Source organism: Arthrobacter rhamnosi, assembly GCF_054510855.1.
Map to the genome: position 1 here is coordinate 24764 of NZ_JBTNDT010000004.1, position 17770 is coordinate 42533.

Below are 17770 nucleotides of genomic sequence, written 5' to 3' on the forward strand. Positions count from 1 at the left end.
GACACTGTGCGTGCGCCCGCGGCACCGCGGGGCGTGGACGGATGGTGGGCCATGAGTGGAATCCGGATGGGAACGGCCTCCGGGCGATGGATCCTGGTCGCGACGGTCCTGGGTTCGGGTATCGCCGGTATCGATGCCACCGTCGTCAACGTGGCCCTGCCGACGATCGGGCGGGACCTGGGCACGGGTTTCTCGGCCCTGCAGTGGATGGTCACCGGCTACACCCTGACGCTCGCCTCCTTCATCCTGCTCGGCGGGGCGCTGGGGGACCGGTTCGGGCGGCGGCGCGTCTTCGTGGTCGGCGTCATCTGGTTCGCCGTCGCCTCCCTGCTGTGCGGGCTGGCTCCGGATGCCGGCCTGCTCATCGCGGCGCGTGCCCTCCAGGGCGTCGGAGGGGCCCTGCTCACGCCGGGCAGCCTCGCGATCCTCCAGGCCGCCTTCTCGGGCGAGGATCGTGCACGGGCCATCGGAGCGTGGTCCGGACTGGGGGGCGTGGCCACCGCCATCGGGCCCTTCCTCGGCGGCTGGCTCGTCGAAAGCGTCTCCTGGCGCTGGGTCTTCCTCATCAATGTCCCCGTCGCGGCCGCCGTCGTCTGGATCGCCGTGCGGCATGTCCCGGAGACCCGTGACTCCGGCGCGACGGGCAGGCTCGACATCGCCGGGGCAGCCCTCGGGGCGCTCGCGCTCGCCGGCACGACCTACGCGCTGATCGAAGCGCCCGACCACGGCGTGTTGTCCGCCGGAGTCCTCGCGTCCGGGGTCCTGGGACTCGCTGCGGCCGTAGCCTTCCTCGCGGTGGAGCGGCGCACCGCGAATCCGATGCTGCCCCTGCGCATCTTCGGCAATCGGCAGTTCCGTGCGGCGAACGCCGTCACGTTCCTCATCTACGCGGTGTTCGGTGGCATCTTCTTCCTGCTCGTCGTCCATCTGCAGGTCGTGGCGGGCTTCAGCCCGGTGGCGTCCGGCACTGCGATGCTGCCGATCACGGCGCTGATGCTCGTCCTGTCACCCCGGGCAGGCGCGCTCAGCTCCCGGATCGGCCCTCGCATCCCGATGGCGGTCGGTCCGCTCATCTGCGCCGTGTCACTGGTCCTCATGCTGCGGATCGGCGAGGAGGCGTCCTATCTGCGGGACGTGCTCCCGCCGGTGATCGTGCTCGGCCTCGGGCTGTCGCTGCTCGTCGCGCCCCTGACGTCGACGGCGCTGTCCTCGGTGCCGGAACGTCAGGCGGGGCTCGCCTCCGGTGTCAACAACGCCGTCGCGCGGGCGGCGGGCCTCATCGCGATCGCCGTCCTGCCGGCCGCCGCAGGTCTGACAGGAGACGCCTACGACGACCCGAGGACCTTCGAAGCCGGATTCGGTACCGCGTGCCTTCTCGGTGCCGGAGTACTGATCGCGGGCGGACTCCTGGCCGCCGTCAGCATCCGGAACCCCGGGGTGCCGGAGGCCGACCACCCGAGGCACTGCGCCGTCGGCGGTACCCCGGCGGCTCCCGGCGCCCTGCGCGAGGCGCGCGGCGGGGACTTCGGCGGGCAGCCCCGGACATGACGAAGCCCCGGGGAGTTCCCGGGGCTTCGCAGCGTTCCGTTCGAGGGCGTTACTTGATGTCCTGCTCGTCCATCGCGCTCAGCGGCGACCCGCCACGGTTCGCGGGGTCGTCGCTCGCGTCGACCTCGTCGTCCTCCATCATGCCGAAGTCGACGTCCGCGGAGGCTTCACCGAGCATCGGCTCCTCCGGCGGATACTGCTCGTCCCCGTGCCGGTAACGGGCCTCGGCCGTCTCCTCGCGGAGGGTCTGGTCGCTCAGGTACCCTTCCTCGCCGATCGCGCTGACGCCGTTCTCGTCGAAGTCGTTCTCGTCGTCGCCGGTCACGGCCGCGCTGGGCTCGTCCTGCAGGAGGGGGTCATCCTGCCACCGGTCCGGATTGTTCTCCGCGGCGTCGGGGTAGTCGTCGGGCCGGCCCTCGAGGACCGGATCGAAGGCCTCGGGAGCAAGCGAGTCGTTCGGCACGTCGGGCTCTTCGCCCACGATGGTCAGTTCCTCATCGGGAAGGTTCTCGGTCATCATCTCTGCCTTTCGTCGGTGCTGTGCATCCTTCGATCATCAGCCTACTGATGAATCGGCCCGGACGACAGTTCCCCACCGCCGCCCCGATCGGGCGCAGGTCCTGCTAGTCGCGGTCGCGCCAGCTGTGCCGGGGTTCGTACCCGAGGACGCGCCGCGCCTTGTCGATGGAGAGGAGCGTTTCGTGCCCACCCACGTCCCGGACCACCTGCACGCCGGGGTACACCTCCGCGGCGAGGTCCGCGCTCGCGCGGCTCATCACGGTGTCAGCGGCAGCGATGATGAAGCGGTCGAAGCCGGGCGCCGCATTCTGCAGGGCCTTCTCCACCGCCTGGGCGCCGTCGCGGCCGTCGATGTAGCCCCACAGGTTCCACTTGCGTGCAGTCGCGTCGGCGTCGAAGGAGGGGAACTCGGCGTAGTCCTCGGGGTCCATGACGTTCGAGAACCGCAGGGCACTGATGCTCAGGTCCGGATCCCACCGTGCCAGCTCGATGGCCAGCTGTTCCTCGAGGTGCTTGACCAGCGAATAGGTGCTCTCGGGCCGTGCAGGGTACTCCTCGTCCACAGGGAGGTACGGGGGAGGGGTCTCGAAGGGGAGCCCGAGCACGGTCTCGCTCGACGCGTAGACGATCCGCTTGATCCCGGCCCGCCGGCATGCCTGGAAGACGTTGTACGTGGCCGTCATGTTGTTGTGGAAGATCGCTGCGTCGGCCTGCAGTCCCGGAGCCGGAATCGCCCCGAGGTGCACGACGGCGTCCAACCCGCTGTGCCGGTCGTCCACGCCGAGGAGGGCGTCGAGGACCTGGCCGTAGTCGCGCAGGTCGATCCGCAGGAACCCGGGGCCGCGCTCGCCGTGCTGATCGAGCTCCAGGACGGTGTGACCGGCCTCGCGCAGGCCGCGGACGACGCTCCGCCCGAGCTTGCCGTTGGAACCGGTGACCGCGACGTTGAGCGTCGCAGGGCCCGCCATCAGACCGGCCGCGTCTCGGGGGACACCGTCTTCGCGACGTCCGTCTCGGCGAGGCCGCCGATCGCGTCGTCGATCGCCTTCAGGACATCGTCCTCCAGCTTCACGCCGGCAGCGGCGGCATTCGACTCCACCTGCTCGGGGCGTGAGGCCCCGATGATCGCCGAGGCCACGTTGCTGTTCTGCAGGACCCACGCGATGGCCAGCTGCGCCATCGTCAGCCCCACGCCGTCGGCGATGGGCGCGAGCTTCTGGACGCCCGCAAGGACGTCGTCGTCCATCCAGCGCTTGATCATGTCGGCGCCGCCCTTGTCGTCCGAGGCGCGGGTTCCCTGCTCCGGCTGCCGGCCCGGCGTGTACTTGCCGGTCAGGACGCCCTGTGCCACTGGGGACCAAACGATCTGGGACAGTCCGAGTTCCTCGGAGGTGGGGATGACCTCTCCCTCGATGACGCGCCACAGCATCGAGTACTGGGGCTGGTTGGAGATGAGCTGGAAACCGAGGTCCTTCGCAAGGGCGGCGCCGTCGCGGATCTGCTGGGCCGTCCACTCGCTGACGCCGATGTAGAGGGCCTTGCCCTGGCGCACGATGTCGGCGAAGGCCTGCATCGTCTCCTCGAGCGGCGTCTCGTGGTCGTACCGGTGCGCCTGGTAGAGGTCCACGTAGTCGGTCTGGAGGCGCTGCAGCGAGCCGTCGATCGACTCCAGAATGTGCTTGCGGGAGAGCCCCACGTCGTTGTGTCCTTTGGGGCCCGTGGGTCCCCAGACCTTCGTGAAGATCTCGAGCGACTGGCGGCGCTCGCCCTTCAGTGCTTCGCCGAGCACGGTCTCCGCTGCCGTGTTCGCGTAGACGTCCGCGGTGTCGAACGTGGTGATGCCCACGTCGAGCGCAGCACGCACGCACTGCGTCGCGACGTCGTTCTCGATCTGCGAGCCGTGGGTGAGCCAGTTGCCGTAGGTGATTTCCGAGATCTTGAAGCCGCTGTTGCCGAGGTATCTGAAGTCCATGCTCCTGATGCTAACCACCCTTAGGAAGCGAGTACAGGACAGACAGTTCCCCCAGGCAACATCGGTGCCGGATCCACGGGAGGCAGGTACACAGCCGCTAGACTTGAGGGCGTCCTTCGCTCGCCGCCCACAGTAAATGAGGAATCTTGGCCGACTTCAGCGCCCGTTTCGCCACCACGACGGAGCAGCAGAACTGGGATGCGCTGGTGACGTCCAATCCGGGCGGCGGCAACGTGCTCCAGTCCGCGGCGTTCGCGGAGGTCAAGTCGCACCACGGGTGGCGGCCCCGGTTCCTGGTCCTCGAGGGCCCGGACTCGACGAGCCACAACCTCATCCTCGAGAAGAGGGTGCCCCTGCTCGGGGCCCTCTGGTACCTCATCAAGGGACCGGCGGTCACCGAGGCGGGTGACGTCCCGGCGGCCGTGCGGGCCGTGGCCGACCTCGCCCGGCGCGAGGGGCACCGCGTCTTCGCCATCAAGGTGGAGCCCGACCTCGTGGACGGTCCCGAGGTGCGCGAGGTATTCCGTGCCGCGGGCCTCGTCAAGACGTTCAATCTGCAGCCGAACGACAGCACGGCCATCCTGGACACCACACCGGACTCCAACCAGTTGCTGCGGAACCTGCACTCGCGGGGCCGCAACGCCGTTCGCCGGGCCATGCGTGAGGGCGTCGAGGTCCGGCGCATGGAGCCGACGCAGGAGACCTTCCGGGCGATGTACTCCCTGATGTCGCACATCGAGGACCGTTCCGCGGCCCGCATGCGCTCCTTCGAGTACTACAGCCGTTTCTGGCAGAACTTCGTGGACGCCGGACAGGGACGTTTCTACTTCGTGTACGAGGACGGCGAACCGTCGGTGGGGGCGTTCGTCATCAACTACGGGTCGAAGGGGACCTACAAGGACGGCGGTTCCCGGCCCGGGCGCTCACAGTACGGGGATTCGCACCTCGTGCAGTGGAGGGCCATCAACGACCTCAAGGACGAGTTCGGGATCGTCGAGTACGACTTCTGTGGAACTCCGCCGAGTGATCGGCTCAAGGACACTGCCCACCCGCACCACGGCCTGGGGCTCTTCAAGACGAGCTTCACCAAGACCGTCACGGACTTCGTCGGCTGCTACGACTTCGTGGTCAGCGGCTGGAAGTATCGTGTGTGGAACACGATTGCGGAGCGTGTGGCGCGCCAGGTGTACTGGCGACGCACGCACCAGCCGTTCTACTGAGGAAGAGCCCGCGGACGCCGCGGCGCGTGACGCATGAAAGGCCGCTGTGACAGACGGTTCCACCCCGGAGGACGGTCGATCGCCTTCCACCAACCCTTCGCCGGTGGCGGAGGCACTCCCCGTCATCCAGCGGCCCTTCGATCCGAGTGAGGACGAGAAGAAGAAGCTCGCCGCCGGCAGGGGGAGCGGGCGGAAGGCGCGGGGAGCTGCCGTTCCACCGAAGAAGCGCCCGGCAGCGGAGCCGAGGACCCCTCGGCAGGGCCGCCAGCGCCAGTCGGCTCCGCGGCCCGCGGACGCCCTGCCCACCACACCGGAGCGCGTACCGTCGTCGAGCCGTCCCAACGCCGCGGCCCGCAGCATGCTCCGCCGCCTGGTGCAGGGGGAGTCTCCCCCCACCCAGGCCATGAGCATCGTCGAGCGGCTGGCGGGCAGTCCCTACGCGAATCCGATGGTCCAGGTCGCCGGGCCCGACGCCAGCGCCCGCAAGGCCCTGGACTTCGCCCTCAGCCTCGCCGAGACCATGTTCCGGTACGGCGCGGGAGCGCTCGAGGTCGAGACGAGCATCATCGCCGTGACCGCGGCGTTCGGCCTGGACAACATCGAGGTGGACATCACCAACCAGTCGGTGGTGCTCAACTACTCGGCCAAGGACCAGACGCCGACGACGGTGCTGCGGGTGGTCCGGTCGTGGACGAACAACTACGCGGGCCTCACGGCCATCCACCGCCTCGTCTCCGATATCGCGGACGGCGGCGTCTCGCGTACCGAAGCGGTCCAGCGGCTCGACGAGATCACCCACCGGCCCAAGCCCTTCCCACGCTGGATGGTCACGGCCGCGTTCGGCATCTTCGCGGCGGCCATCGTCGCCTTCACCGGCGGCACGGTGCTGGCGTCCCTCATCGGCTTCGTCAGCTGCATCCTCGTGGATCTGGTGAGCCGGAAGCTCGGAGAGTGGCGCGTACCCGAGTTCTTCTCGGTCGCGACCTCGTCGGCGCTCGTCACCTTGATCGCCATGCTGTTCTGGTGGCTGCAGGTGCCGATCGCCCCGGCCCTCGTCGTGGTGGGCGGCATCCTCCTGCTCCTGCCGACCGGCAGGCTGGTCTCCGCGACGCAGGACGCCATCAACGGCTTCCCGGTCACGGCCGCGGGGCGGTTCCTCTCGGCGATCCTCATCTTCGCGGCGCTGGTCGCCGGTATCGCCGTCGCGCTCGTCGCAGGAACGGCGCTCGGCATACCCGAACTCGAGGTCCTCGACTCCTCAGGCAGCCAGTACCCGTGGCCCGTGGTGGCGGTGCTGGTCTTCATCTCCGTCGCGATGATCTGCATCGCCGAGCAGACCGACGTGAAGCTGGTGATCCCCACGTCGCTCGTCGCGGTGGCCGGGTACCTCTTCCTGATCACCGTGATGACCGCAGGCGTCGGCTACCGCCTCGCGCCGGCGCTGGCCGCGATCCTGATCGGAGCGCTGTCTCGCGTCGTCGCCCTCCGGCTCGGTGCGCCCCAGCTCGTCGTCGCTGTTCCCGCGGTCCTCTTCCTCTATCCCGGGCTGACCATCTTTCGTTCGATGTACATGCTCACCCTCGACTCGGCATTGGTGTCCGACGGCGCCCTCGGCCTCTTCAACGCCCTGACCGTGGTGCTGGCCATCGCCGCCGGAGTCGTTCTCGGCGACAACCTGGCACGACCGTTCACGCGCAAACTCAGCTCGAACGAGCGGCAGCGCAACCGGCGGCGATAGCCGGGGCGCGGCCGGTGCTGCCCGCCCTGACTAGCCTTCCCTGCCGCCGGCGGTGGTCCGCGACCAGTCGATGGGCTCCGCGCCCTGCTGTGCCAGCAGGTCGTTGACGCGGCTGAAGGGCCGGGAGCCGAAGAATCCGCGGGAGGCCGACAGGGGACTGGGGTGCGCGGACTCCACGGTCGGCGTCGCGCCGAGCAGGGGTTTGAGGCGGAGTGCGTCCTTGCCCCAGAGGATGGCGACGAGCGGACCGCCCCGGGCCACGAGCGCGCGGATGGCGGCGTCGGTCACCAGCTCCCAGCCCAGCCCGCGGTGCGAGGCCGGATCGCCGGCGCGGACCGTCAGCACCCGGTTGAGCAGCAGGACCCCCTGCTCCGTCCAGCCGGACAGGTCACCCGTGGCAGGCGGGGCCGCCCCCGTGTCTGCGGCCAGCTCCCGGTAGATGTTCGCGAGGCTGCGGGGAAGGGGCCGGGTGGCGGGATCGACGGCGAAGCTGAGCCCGACGGCGTGCCCCACGGTCGGGTACGGGTCCTGCCCCACGATGACCACGCGCACCCTGTCCAGCGGGGTGGTGAACGCCCGCAGGATGTGCGGCGCGTCCGGAAGGATCCGCAGCCCCTTGTCCAGATCCGCCGCGAGCGATGCTGCGAGCTGGTGCAGTACCGGTTCGACGGGCTTGAGCGCGGCCGCCCAGTCCTGGGAGACCAGCTCCTCGATGCCCGCGGGAGCAGCGAACGGGAAGACCGACTCGTTGGGCGAGGGCGGGGCGGAGGTCGGCGGCCTCCCGCCACCGGTCTTTCGTGCCGTGCCCGTCGTCGAGGAGGGAGGGAGGTCGAAGAGGGCGCCGTCGTCGGTCATGGCACTATTCTTCCGCGGCGCCGGGGCGCCGTCCGCTCGAATGACATGCCTGTAATTCCCCACTACCATTGAGTAGTAGTTGTGCCCATTGAAGGAAGGCGGTAATGGAGATGGCTGAGCCGATGCGGCAGCCTGCCGATGCGCCCTCCGGACAGGACAAGAAGGCGGCCCTGGGTGACCGCGAGCAGCGCATGCTCGCCCTCGAACGCGAGTGGTGGAAGTACTCCGGTGCGAAGGAGCAGGCCATCCGGGACCTGTTCAACATGTCCGCCACGCACTACTACCAGGTGCTCAACGCGCTGATCGACACCGAGGCGGCGCTCGCGCACGATCCCATGCTCGTGAAGCGGCTGAGGCGGTTGAGGTCCACCCGCCAGAAGGCACGCTCGGCACGCCGTCTCGGCGCGGACATCTAGAACTGCCCGCCAGCCCGACGAGCGAAGGACCATCCTCACCCATGACCGAGCACCCGCGGGACGAGTTCGACAGGGTCCCGGAGGCTCCCGTGCGTCAGGGCGTCCACCGGGAGCGGCTCATCCCGGCCGGATCGAGCGGCCTCGCCCTGAAGATCACCGTGGGGGTCCTCGCGCTCCTGATCGGCCTGGGCTCCTACTTCATCCTTCCCCGGCTGGGCCTCGCGGGAGGCGGCGCCGCGGCGTCGGCAACCGGATCGTCCACGGCCTCCGGCCCGGCCTCGGACCCGACGGCGAACGACGACGCGGGCACGGATGCGACGGGGGAACCGTCCCCGGACGGCACGGCCCAGGACGAGGTGGACGATGCCGACCGCGCGCAGACTGTGAACGTCCTCAACGGCACGGGTGCCCCCGGTCTGGCCTCCGTGGCAGCCGGCCGGCTGGCATCCGCCGGCTGGACCTCGGCGCTTCCCGGGAACTGGGCCGGCGCTCCCGTGGACGCCTCGGTGGTCTTCTACAACGGCGAGGCGCAGCGGGCCGGGGCCGAGGCGGTGGCTGAAGATCTGGGCATCACGAACCTGGTCGACAGCGCGGATGTCTCGCCGGCTATCTCGGTCGTGCTCGGACCCGAGTTCCAGTGATCCGCAGGTCGAGGGGGAGCCGGAACGGCGTCCCGGAGTCACCGTGTGACAGCACGGCAAGGGTACTCCGACGCGCCCGATCGGCTTGCACTCACGGGGTGGGAGTGCTAATTATTGAGTTAGCACTCGCGCGCGCAGACTGCTAAGAAGCGCGTGACGGGTGAAGCAGGCAAACCTCTGTGGTGAGGGTGGAGCAGGAACGTGAAAGAGATCGTTCCGGCGTCGCCCGGCCGTCGCGGGCACCACACGCAGGCAAGCATTGATGTGCTGAAATGCAACCGTCCCGAAAGGACCTAAGCCGTTATGGCCAAGATCATTTCTTTTGATGAAGAGGCCCGACGCGGCCTCGAGCGAGGCCTGAACATCCTCGCTGACGCCGTCAAGGTAACGCTCGGCCCCCGTGGCCGCAACGTCGTACTCGAGAAGAAGTGGGGCGCCCCCACCATCACGAACGACGGCGTGTCCATCGCCAAGGAGATCGAGCTCGACGACCCGTTCGAGAAGATCGGCGCAGAACTCGTCAAGGAAGTTGCCAAGAAGACGGACGACGTCGCCGGCGACGGAACCACCACCGCCACCGTGCTCGCCCAGGCCCTCGTCAAGGAAGGCCTGCGCAACGTCGCGGCCGGAGCGGACCCCCTGAGCCTGAAGCGCGGCATCGAGAAGGCCGTCAAGGCCGTCACCGACGAGCTGCTCGCCTCCGCGAAGGAAATCGAGACCAAGGAGGAGATCGCGGCCACGGCCTCCATCTCCGCGGGTGACACGCAGATCGGTGACCTGATCGCCGAAGCCCTCGACAAGGTGGGCAAGGAAGGCGTCATCACCGTCGAGGAGTCGAACACCTTCGGCCTCGAGCTCGAACTCACCGAGGGCATGCGCTTCGACAAGGGCTACATCTCGGGCTACTTCGTCACCGACGCCGAGCGCCAGGAGACGGTCCTCGAGGATCCCTACATCCTGATCGTCAACTCGAAGATCAGCAACGTGAAGGACCTCGTCGCCGTCCTCGAGAAGGTCATGCAGTCCGGCAAGCCGCTGCTGATCATCGCGGAGGACATCGAAGGCGAAGCCCTCGCAACCCTCGTGGTCAACAAGATCCGCGGCACCTTCAAGTCCGTCGCCGTCAAGGCCCCGGGCTTCGGTGACCGCCGCAAGGCGCAGCTCGCCGACATCGCGATCCTCACCGGCGGCCAGGTCATCGCCGAGGAAGTCGGCCTCAAGCTCGAGACCGCCACCCTCGACCTGCTCGGCACCGCCCGCAAGGTCGTCGTGACCAAGGACGAGACCACCATCGTCGAGGGAGCCGGCGACGCCGACGCCATCGCCGGTCGCGTGGCCCAGATCCGCGCCGAGATCGAGAACTCCGACTCCGACTACGACCGCGAGAAGCTGCAGGAACGCCTGGCCAAGCTGGCCGGCGGCGTTGCAGTCATCAAGGCCGGTGCCGCTACCGAGGTCGAACTCAAGGAGCGCAAGCACCGCATCGAGGACGCAGTGCGCAACGCCAAGGCTGCCGTCGAAGAGGGCATCGTCGCCGGTGGCGGTGTCGCCCTCATCCAGGCCGGCGCCAAGGCCTTCGCCAACCTGCAGCTCGAGGGTGACGAGGCAACGGGCGCGAACATCGTCCGCGTCGCCATCGACGCGCCGCTCAAGCAGATCGCCTTCAACGCCGGCCTCGAGCCGGGCGTCGTCGTCGACAAGGTCCGCGGTCTCCCCGCCGGTCACGGCCTGAACGCCGCTACCGGTGTCTACGAGGACCTGCTGGCTGCCGGCGTCAACGACCCCGTGAAGGTCACCCGTTCGGCGCTGCAGAACGCGGCGTCCATCGCGGGCCTGTTCCTCACCACTGAGGCCGTCGTGGCCGACAAGCCGGAGAAGGCAGCTCCTGCCGGCGGCGGCGACGACATGGGCGGCATGGGCGGCATGGGCGGCTTCTAGTCCCCCCTGCTGGTCGCGCCACCCGCGCACAGTACGAGAAGGGCGGCACTCCCGAAAGGGGGTGCCGCCCTTTCGTCGTCCGCAGCAGGACAGGACTGCCCGCCCTTCCGCTGGATCAGCTCAGGAACATGCGGGCGTTGCTCTGCTCGGCGTCGGCGTACTGCTGGGCGGCGACGTCGAGGGCGGCATTGATGCCGGTGAGGGATTCCTCGACCTGCTGCTGGGTGGCCCGCCACTGCAGGATCAGCTGCTGGAAATTGGTGGCTGCCTGCCCGGTCCACAGCCCCTCCAGTTCACGGAGGCCGGCCTGCATGGAGTTCACCTCCGCCTGCAGCCTCGTGATGGTGCCCTGCACCTGGCTGCTCTTGGCAGCCAGGCTGTCGGTGTCTACGTTGAAGAATGCCATGCTGTGCTCCCGGGTGCTCGCGCTTCCTTGACGCATCCGACGGTAGGGCACGGCGGCGAACGGTCAGCGGTCGTCGCGGCCCTTGTGGATAACCGGCTTCGCCGATGGTGCCTGCGGCGGGGTGATCCCGCTCGAGTATGCGGCCTCGGAGCCGGGGCCCGCGCTGTCCTCCCCGGCAGCATCGTCGTCCTGCTCGTCCGCCGGCACGTGGGGGAGCCGGATGGACAGGGTGGCCCCACCCCCGGGTGTCTCCTCCAGCCGCACCGTGCCGTCGTGCTGCGCGACGAGTGCGGCCACGATGGCGAGTCCGAGTCCCGTGCCGCCCGTCTCGCGATGGCGGGACGTGTCCGCCCGGTAGAAGCGCTCGAAGACCTTGGCGGCGTCGTCCTCGGAGATGCCCGGACCGTGGTCCCGGACTTCGAGGACGGAGTCGCTGGTGCCGTGCAGTACCGGCGCGACGCCGACGGCGATCTCGATGGGAGAGCCCTCCGGGGTGTAGCGGAGCGCGTTGGTCATCAGGTTGGCGACCACCTGGCGGAGGCGGGCCTCGTCACCGCGTGTGGGAGCGGAGCGCGGATTCCCGCCGTCGAGGCCGATGATGGTGATGGACCGGTCCGGCGCCGTGGCGCGAGCGTCGAAGGCGGCGTCGTGGCCGAGCACCATGAGGTCCAGGGGTTTCATCTCGAGGGGCCGCTGCTCATCGATCCTGGCGAGCGTGAGCAGGTCCTCGACGAGCTGGCCCATGCGGATCGCCTCGCTCTCGATCCTGCCCATCGCGGTGGCGATGTCCTCGTCCTTCTGCAGGGCCCCGTGCCGGTAGAGCTCCGAGTATCCCCGGATGGTGACGAGCGGGGTCCGAAGTTCATGGGAGGCATCCGCGATGAAGCGGCGCATCTTCGTCTCGGAGGCGGTCCTGGCGGCGAAGGCACGCTCGATGTGCGCGAGCATCGCATTGAGGGACCGCGACAGCCGCCCGATCTCCGTGGTGGGCCGCTCGATGGCGACGCGGCGGGAGAGGTCCCCGGTGGCGATGGCGGCGGCGGTCCGCTCCACCCGTGCGAGCGGCGCGAACTGCCGCGTCACGGCGAGAAAGGCGATGATCGAGGCGAGTACGGTCGTGACGAGGCCCGAGGTGAAGATGATCTCCGTCGACTCCTGCACCGACTCGTTGACGGTGTTCAGGCGGGACGCGATGGCGAGGTACCCCTCGCCGTTGGCGAACGGGAAGACGCGCACCCGCCAGCCCTGGCTCGAGGGCGCGGTCCCCGGGACGTCGAAGCCGGAACTCTCGAGGTCCGTGATCCTCTCCGGGGTGAGGCCGTCCAGCTCCGGCACGTCCGCGGCATCGGAGGACTGGTTCTCGGCGACGATGGAGGCGCCCCGGTCGAGGATCGCCGCGTAGTAGCGGAGGACCGTCCCGTCATCGGCGGGAACCTCGGAATAGATGGTTTCCGAGACCACTTTCGCGTTGGTGAGGATGTCGGCGTCGAGCCTGTCCACGAGTCCCTGCCGCAGCAGGGACACGGTGGCCAGGCCCGTGATGCCGACGGTCACGATCATGAGGAGCATGATGATCGCGACCAGCTGCGAGCGGAGGGACGCCGCGTTCCAACGCTTGATCAAGGGAAGGGCGCTACCGCTTGTCGGCGGAGCGGAGCAGGTATCCCACGCCGCGCTTCGTCTGGATCAGGGCGACGGTGTCGGAGCTCCGGTCGATCTTCCGGCGCAGGTACGAGATGTAGGACTCCACGATGGACGCATCCCCGTTGAAGTCGTATTCCCAGACGTGGTCGAGGATCTGTGCCTTCGAGAGGACGCGGTTGGGATTCATCATGAGGTAGCGCAGGAGCTTGAACTCGGTGGGGGAGAGGTCGATCGTCTCCCCTCCACGCCGGACCTCGTGTGCGTCGTCGTCCAGTTCGAGGTCATCGACGCGGATCACGGCGTCGTCGTCCTCGAGCGGGTGCGTGCGCCGCAGGACCGCACGGATGCGGGCCACCACCTCGTCGAGGCTGAACGGCTTGGTGACGTAGTCGTCACCGCCGACCGTCAGGCCGGTGACCTTGTCCTCGGTGTCGTCCCGCGCCGTCAGGAAGACGACGGGGAAGTGGCGGCCGGCGGCCCGCAGGCGCCGGGTGACGGTGAATCCGTCCATGTCGGGGAGCATGACGTCGAGCACGGCGAGATCGGGGTTGTGCGTCTCGGCGGCCGCAAGGGCGTCGCGTCCGTTCGCGGCGGCGACGACGTCGAAGCCGGCGAACCGCAGCGAGGTCGAGAGGAGCTCGCGGATGTTCGGTTCGTCGTCGACGACCAGCAGTTTCGCTTCGGGGACTGTTTTCTTCACGGCACCAGTATCCGCACGTTGTCTGTGAATTGGCTGAGCCGCTGCTGAAGACTTGCTCAGGAGTCCCTGGGCTCCTTGTCGCCGATCGCGGCTGCGTCGAGGATGCGGTAGGCGTACCCCTGCTCGGCGAGGAACCGCTGGCGCTTGGCGGCGAAGTCCTGGTCGAGGGTGTCCCGGGCGACGACGGTATAGAAGCGCGCGGCCCTGCCGTCGCTCTTCGGCCGGAGGAGCCGGCCGAGGCGCTGTGCCTCCTCCTGCCGCGACCCGAAGGACCCGGAGACCTGGATCGCGACCGATGCCTCGGGGAGGTCGATCGAGAAGTTGGCGACCTTGGAGACCACGAGCACGTGGATCTCACCCGCCCGGAAGGCGTCGAAGAGCCGCTGGCGTTCCCGCACGGTCGTCTCGCCCTTGATGACGGGGGCTGCGAGCCGTGCGGCGAGGTCGTCCAGCTGGTCGATGTACTGTCCGATCACGAGCAGCTGCTCGCCCCGGTGGGCAGCGACGAGCTTCTCCACCACGTCCGACTTCGTGTCCGACGTCGCGCACAGGCGGTACTTGTCGGCGTCGTCGGCCATGGCATACGCGACGCGCTCGTCCCGTGGCAGGTCCACCCGGACCTCGACGCAGTCGGCAGGTGCGATGTAACCCTGCGCCTCGATGTCCTTCCACGGCGCGTCGTACCGTTTCGGCCCGATGAGCGAGAACACCTCCCCCTCCCGGCCGTCCTCGCGGACGAGGGTCGCCGTGAGCCCGAGCCTCCGGCGTGCCTGGAGGTCGGCGGTCATCTTGAAGATCGGTGCCGGGAGGAGATGGACCTCGTCGTACACGATCAGGCCCCAGTCGTTCGCGTCCAGCAGCTCGAGGTGCGGGTACAGCCCGCCGCGCTTCGTGGTGAGGACCTGGTAGGTCGCGATCGTCACCGGCCGCACCTCCTTCACGGCCCCCGAGTACTCCCCGATCTCGTCCTCGGTCAGGGAGGTGCGCTTGAGCAGTTCGTCCTTCCACTGCCGGGCCGACACCGTGTTGGTGACGAGGATGAGCGTCGTGGTCTGGCTCGTGGCCATGGCTGCGGCCCCCACGAGGGTCTTCCCTGCCCCGCACGGCAGGACGACGACGCCGGAGCCACCGGACCAGAAGTTCTCGACGGCGAGCTGCTGGTACGGGCGCAGCGTCCAGCCGTCCTCGTCCAGCGCGATGGGATGCGGTGTCCCGTCGACGTAGCCTGCGAAGTCCTCGGCGGGCCACCCGAGCTTGAGCAGCAGTTGCTTCAGCTGTCCGCGCTGGGACGAGTGCACGACGACGGTCTCGCCGTCGATCCTCGGCCCGAGCAGGGGCTGGATCTTCTTGGCGTGCAGGACCTCCTCGAGCACCGGGTAGTCAGAGGTCCGTAGCACGAGGCCGTGCTGGGGGTCCTTCTCGAGGCGGAGCCTGCCGTAGCGCGACATCGTGTCCTCGATGTCGATGAGGAGGGCGTGCGGCACGGGGAAGCGCGAATACTTCAGGAGCGTGTCGAGGACCCGCTCGGCATCCAGTCCGGCGGCCCGTGCGTTCCACAGCCCGAGCGGCGTGAGCCGGTAGCTGTGCACGTGCTCCGGGGCCCGCTCGAGCTCGGCGAACGCGGCGATCGCGTGGCGCGCCTCGGTTGCCTGCTCGTGGTCCACCTCGAGCAGGATGGTCTTGTCGCTCTGGACGATCAGCGGCCCGTCAGCCATCTGCGGGGCTCCCTTCGAGGATTTCCACGTCCATGACGCGGTGTACGGACACGACTTTCTCCACCTGCTTCTCGGGATCGAACACCCGCAGGCGGCCTCCCGATACCGAGAGTGGAACGAGGACCTGGCGCACGTGATTCCCTTCGCTGTCGGCGGTGCCGAGGCGGATGCGGCTCCGAGACCGGATGGCTGCCCGCAGGGTCTCCAGTCCCAGGAGGATCTCGCTGTCCGAACCGGACGCGGAGTCGGCGGGCCGGGGCCGCGCCGAGCGCAGTGCGGCGACCTGTGCCGCGATCTCCTCCTCGGCGACCGACCAGGGGTTGAGCCGCGACCGTAGCTGATCCGGCGAGACCCGGGCAGCCGGCGCCGGCTCGGCGGATGTCTTCGCGACGGCAGCCACGGCGTCCGCTGCCGGCGCGAACCCGAGGTCCCGCAGGAGCGCGGTCAGTTCCTGGGGAGAGACGGCCGACACCAGCACGGTCGGCGCCACCTGCAGGATCCCGAGCGCCGCCGCACGCGGGTCCGCCAGGAGGGCCGCGGCGACCGCGTCGTCGTCCGTGCGCAGGTAGCTCCCGGCGCGCCCGACCCGGAGGCTGCCGTACCGCGACGCGGTGTCCTCGACGAGGTAGGTCAGGGGCTGGGGGATCTCCGTGGCGGAGGAGGTGCGCAGGAAGGCGAGGATCGACTCCGCGTCCTCGCCTCCGTCGAGCGCCGAGCGGATGGAGTCGGCCGAGAAACGGTAGGTGGTGGCCGGTCCCTGTCCTTCCGGTGTGGCCATGCGCAGCAGCCCCCGCGCCACCTCGGGCTGCAGGTACCCGGGAGCGACGGCGGTGAGGTCGGCCTGCAGGACGACGTGGGACACCGCGGCCGGCAGGGCCCGGCGGATGCCGTCGGCGGCCTCCTCGAAGCGTCCCTCCGCCACGAGGCGCCCCGCGTCGGTGAGCGCACCGCTCCCCGTCAGGCCGAGGAACGCCGCCTCGGTCAGCATGCCCGGCAGCAGGCGGGCGAAGCGCCGGTGCAGCCGCGGCTGGTGCCAGGTGGCGAGCGAGATGACCGACTGCTCGGTGAGGACCGGCACCGCGGCCGGGCCGGCCGCGGGCCCGCCGTCCTCCTCGGGGCGGGCACCGGAGAGATCGGAGGCCACGGCCAGGAACCGCTGGCGCACCATCGGTGCATCGGGACGGGAGGCCTCGGCGGCGAGGGCGTTGACGGCCGTCCCGTCGGGCAGCCGGGAACCGACCAGGGCCGGTGCGCGGTCCAGGGCCAGCCATCCCTCGACCAGGAGGAGCCACTGGGCCTCGCGGTCCAGCGCTTCCCAGGCGTCGAGGCGGGAGGTCTTCCAGCGCGAATCGTCGGGGTCGAGGGTCAGGAGCCCGACGGCGGCCGCGAGTTCCAGCAGCCAGGCGGCCTCGCCGTCGTCCGTGCGCAGCGCCTCACGGACGCGTCGCAGCTCCCGCACGCCGACTCCTCCGGAGCGGAGCGTGGAGACCGGGGTGGCGGCGACGGATCCGAGGAGGGCGGTCACCAGGCGGAGCGTCTCCGCGATCGCGCCGAAGGCGGCGTTGTCCCGCAGGCTCGCGCGCGTGGTCCGTTCCGCTCCGGCGGGCGGGGTCGTCTCGAGGGCCGCGAAGACCACGTGACCGCGGAGCGCCCTGCCCACTCCCCGCGGGAGTTCGACGTGGAGGGCGTCCAGCGGTGCCAGCAGGCAGCGGTCCACCAGCCAGCGCACGGCGGGCGAGGCCCCGTCCCCTCCTCCCGTCGCCGTCGAGCCGACCGGAGCATCGCGCAGTCGCGAGAGCAGCGGAGCCGCGCCGTCGGGGGCGTCGGCCAGGACGCGGCTCCATGCCTCCGGATCGGCCACCACGCCGTCGAGCACCTGCGCGGCGGACGCGCCCGTCATCGCATCGGTGGCAGCCTCGGCCTCGACGAGGGACACGGCGTGGACCAGCGCCGGCCCGTAGCGCGGGATCGACCTTGCCAGCGTGCGGAAGGGCCGCCCGAGACCTGCAGGGTAGGGCCCCAGCGCATCGGCCAACGCCCCGACCGGCAGGAAGCCCTCCTCCGCGGAACCGACGACGAGGGCCCTCTGACCGAGGTCGGCGAGGATCGCATCGAGAGCTTCGACCTCCGCCGTCGTGAAGGCGGACGCCAGGCGCGCCCGGGTCACGGCAGTGCCGTCGTCCTCGCCGAGGACCACGATCGCCTCGAGGACCTGAAGCTGGGGGCGCGATACGTTGTCGAGGGCGCGCTGCAGGCTGACGCGAGTGGATGCCCTCGCCGCGAGCGCGGCGAAGTCAGGCACCGGGGGGAGGATGAGGTCGGGCCGGACGGCAAGCAGGCTCCGCAGTTCGTCATCGCTCCGGAGGGCCAGCTGTTCGGCCAGTGCTCGGATCGCGGACATCCCTCCAAGGTTACCCGGCGCCTCCGACAGACCGGGGAGTCCCTGCTCGGCCAGGGT

15 protein-coding genes are annotated in these 17770 nt (G+C 69.6%); 6 read left to right on the plus strand and 9 right to left on the minus strand.

Translation table 11 applies throughout. The features are described from left to right. Positions 1 to 51 precede the first annotated feature (51 nt). Complete coding sequence (locus ACX80I_RS09005; protein ID WP_459344780.1) at positions 52 to 1548, plus strand: MFS transporter; 1497 nt, start codon at positions 52 to 54, stop codon at positions 1546 to 1548. Between the two features lie 49 nt (positions 1549 to 1597). Here the strand turns inward: ACX80I_RS09005 and ACX80I_RS09010 are convergent, their stop codons facing one another. The 3 genes from ACX80I_RS09010 to ACX80I_RS09020 form a co-directional block, all read right to left on the minus strand. Further along, positions 1598 to 2065, minus strand: a complete 468-nt coding sequence (locus tag ACX80I_RS09010; protein ID WP_459344781.1) for a hypothetical protein — start codon at positions 2063 to 2065, stop codon at positions 1598 to 1600. A gap of 106 nt (positions 2066 to 2171) precedes the next feature. Then, positions 2172 to 3035, minus strand: coding sequence for an NAD-dependent epimerase/dehydratase family protein (locus ACX80I_RS09015; RefSeq protein ID WP_459344782.1), 864 nt, complete (start codon positions 3033 to 3035; stop codon positions 2172 to 2174). Then, complete coding sequence (locus ACX80I_RS09020; RefSeq protein WP_459344783.1) at positions 3035 to 4039, minus strand: aldo/keto reductase family protein; 1005 nt, start codon at positions 4037 to 4039, stop codon at positions 3035 to 3037. The genes ACX80I_RS09015 and ACX80I_RS09020 overlap by 1 nt, the downstream gene beginning before the upstream one ends. Positions 4040 to 4185: 146 nt before the next feature. On the opposite strand from ACX80I_RS09020, the gene ACX80I_RS09025 reads away from it, so the two are divergent. Beyond that, positions 4186 to 5259: a lipid II:glycine glycyltransferase FemX gene (locus tag ACX80I_RS09025; RefSeq protein ID WP_459344784.1), complete on the plus strand. Its 1074-nt coding sequence runs from the start codon at positions 4186 to 4188 to the stop codon at positions 5257 to 5259. 358 nt (positions 5260 to 5617) lie between these two features. Next, entirely contained in the window at positions 5618 to 6997 is a 1380-nt protein-coding gene (locus ACX80I_RS09030) for a threonine/serine exporter family protein (RefSeq protein WP_459345150.1), read from the plus strand. A 30-nt stretch (positions 6998 to 7027) separates the two neighbouring features. Here the strand turns inward: ACX80I_RS09030 and ACX80I_RS09035 are convergent, their stop codons facing one another. Next, positions 7028 to 7852 carry a uracil-DNA glycosylase gene (locus ACX80I_RS09035; RefSeq protein ID WP_459344785.1) on the minus strand — a complete coding sequence of 275 codons (825 nt, stop codon included), beginning with the start codon at positions 7850 to 7852 and terminating at the stop codon, positions 7028 to 7030. Between the two features lie 110 nt (positions 7853 to 7962). Between ACX80I_RS09035 and ACX80I_RS09040 the strand changes: the two genes are divergently transcribed. The 3 genes from ACX80I_RS09040 (at position 7963) to groL (ending at position 10847) form a co-directional block, all read left to right on the plus strand. Then, positions 7963 to 8268 carry a DUF3263 domain-containing protein gene (locus ACX80I_RS09040; RefSeq protein ID WP_459345151.1) on the plus strand — a complete coding sequence of 102 codons (306 nt, stop codon included), beginning with the start codon at positions 7963 to 7965 and terminating at the stop codon, positions 8266 to 8268. A gap of 41 nt (positions 8269 to 8309) precedes the next feature. Continuing rightward, positions 8310 to 8909 (plus strand): LytR C-terminal domain-containing protein, encoded by a 600-nt coding sequence (locus ACX80I_RS09045; RefSeq protein WP_459344786.1) that lies wholly within the window; start codon positions 8310 to 8312, stop codon positions 8907 to 8909. A 303-nt stretch (positions 8910 to 9212) separates the two neighbouring features. Further along, on the plus strand, positions 9213 to 10847 hold the full coding sequence (groL, locus tag ACX80I_RS09050) for a chaperonin GroEL (protein WP_301228926.1): 1635 nt from the start codon (positions 9213 to 9215) through the stop codon (positions 10845 to 10847). 115 nt (positions 10848 to 10962) lie between these two features. On the opposite strand, the gene ACX80I_RS09055 is transcribed toward groL, so the two are convergent. The 5 genes from ACX80I_RS09055 to ACX80I_RS09075 all read right to left on the minus strand — a co-directional run bounded on the left by ACX80I_RS09055 (position 10963) and on the right by ACX80I_RS09075 (position 17713). Then, entirely contained in the window at positions 10963 to 11253 is a 291-nt protein-coding gene (locus ACX80I_RS09055) for a WXG100 family type VII secretion target (RefSeq protein WP_459344787.1), read from the minus strand. 63 nt (positions 11254 to 11316) lie between these two features. Beyond that, positions 11317 to 12876 (minus strand): sensor histidine kinase, encoded by a 1560-nt coding sequence (locus ACX80I_RS09060; protein ID WP_459344788.1) that lies wholly within the window; start codon positions 12874 to 12876, stop codon positions 11317 to 11319. Between the two features lie 10 nt (positions 12877 to 12886). Continuing rightward, a complete protein-coding gene (locus ACX80I_RS09065; protein WP_459344789.1) occupies positions 12887 to 13597 on the minus strand; it encodes a response regulator transcription factor in 711 nt (236 codons plus the stop codon). A 56-nt stretch (positions 13598 to 13653) separates the two neighbouring features. Beyond that, positions 13654 to 15312, minus strand: a complete 1659-nt coding sequence (locus ACX80I_RS09070) for a DNA repair helicase XPB (protein WP_459344790.1) — start codon at positions 15310 to 15312, stop codon at positions 13654 to 13656. Further along, positions 15305 to 17713, minus strand: a complete 2409-nt coding sequence (locus ACX80I_RS09075) for a helicase-associated domain-containing protein (protein WP_459344791.1) — start codon at positions 17711 to 17713, stop codon at positions 15305 to 15307. The genes ACX80I_RS09070 and ACX80I_RS09075 overlap by 8 nt, the downstream gene beginning before the upstream one ends. Between the last annotated feature and the right edge of the window lie 57 nt (positions 17714 to 17770).

Coding starts and splice junctions, on each gene's coding strand:
- ACX80I_RS09035 (WP_459344785.1), bottom strand. CDS start 7,852: ATGACCGACGACGGCGCCCTCTTCGACCTCCCTCCCTCCTCGACGACG.
- ACX80I_RS09010 (WP_459344781.1), bottom strand. CDS start 2,065: ATGACCGAGAACCTTCCCGATGAGGAACTGACCATCGTGGGCGAAGAG.
- ACX80I_RS09040 (WP_459345151.1), top strand. CDS start 7,963: ATGGCTGAGCCGATGCGGCAGCCTGCCGATGCGCCCTCCGGACAGGAC.
- ACX80I_RS09070 (WP_459344790.1), bottom strand. CDS start 15,312: ATGGCTGACGGGCCGCTGATCGTCCAGAGCGACAAGACCATCCTGCTC.
- ACX80I_RS09075 (WP_459344791.1), bottom strand. CDS start 17,713: ATGTCCGCGATCCGAGCACTGGCCGAACAGCTGGCCCTCCGGAGCGAT.
- ACX80I_RS09045 (WP_459344786.1), top strand. CDS start 8,310: ATGACCGAGCACCCGCGGGACGAGTTCGACAGGGTCCCGGAGGCTCCC.
- groL (WP_301228926.1), top strand. CDS start 9,213: ATGGCCAAGATCATTTCTTTTGATGAAGAGGCCCGACGCGGCCTCGAG.
- ACX80I_RS09005 (WP_459344780.1), top strand. CDS start 52: ATGAGTGGAATCCGGATGGGAACGGCCTCCGGGCGATGGATCCTGGTC.
- ACX80I_RS09055 (WP_459344787.1), bottom strand. CDS start 11,253: ATGGCATTCTTCAACGTAGACACCGACAGCCTGGCTGCCAAGAGCAGC.
- ACX80I_RS09020 (WP_459344783.1), bottom strand. CDS start 4,039: ATGGACTTCAGATACCTCGGCAACAGCGGCTTCAAGATCTCGGAAATC.
- ACX80I_RS09015 (WP_459344782.1), bottom strand. CDS start 3,035: ATGGCGGGCCCTGCGACGCTCAACGTCGCGGTCACCGGTTCCAACGGC.
- ACX80I_RS09030 (WP_459345150.1), top strand. CDS start 5,618: ATGCTCCGCCGCCTGGTGCAGGGGGAGTCTCCCCCCACCCAGGCCATG.